The following is a 211-nucleotide window of genomic DNA, read 5'->3' on the forward strand; positions in this document are numbered from 1 at the left end:
ATGCTTGGAGTTTTTCAAACGTATACTTCCAGTTTGTTTCTGCTGTTACTTCTTTTGTATCTACTACTTTACCATTTTGTAGTAAGTCTACTTTGATTGTGCTTGGACGATCTGTTGCATTGTTATCGTTCCACGTTTTTGTTCCTTCTACTTTTGTTTCGCCTACTTTTGTATTCGTAATGTCATAATCTTTTACTTCAGATTTGTATCC

1 protein-coding gene is annotated in these 211 nt (G+C 34.1%); it reads right to left on the reverse strand.

Going from position 1 to position 211, the window contains the following annotated elements; all coding sequences use genetic code 11:
• The coding region (locus MR083_RS27655) for a Cna B-type domain-containing protein (protein WP_242270158.1) at nt 1-211 on the reverse strand (211 nt) is incomplete at both ends.

This window comes from Bacillus cereus group sp. BfR-BA-01408 (assembly GCF_022663305.1).
Taxonomy (GTDB): domain Bacteria; phylum Bacillota; class Bacilli; order Bacillales; family Bacillaceae_G; genus Bacillus_A; species Bacillus_A pacificus.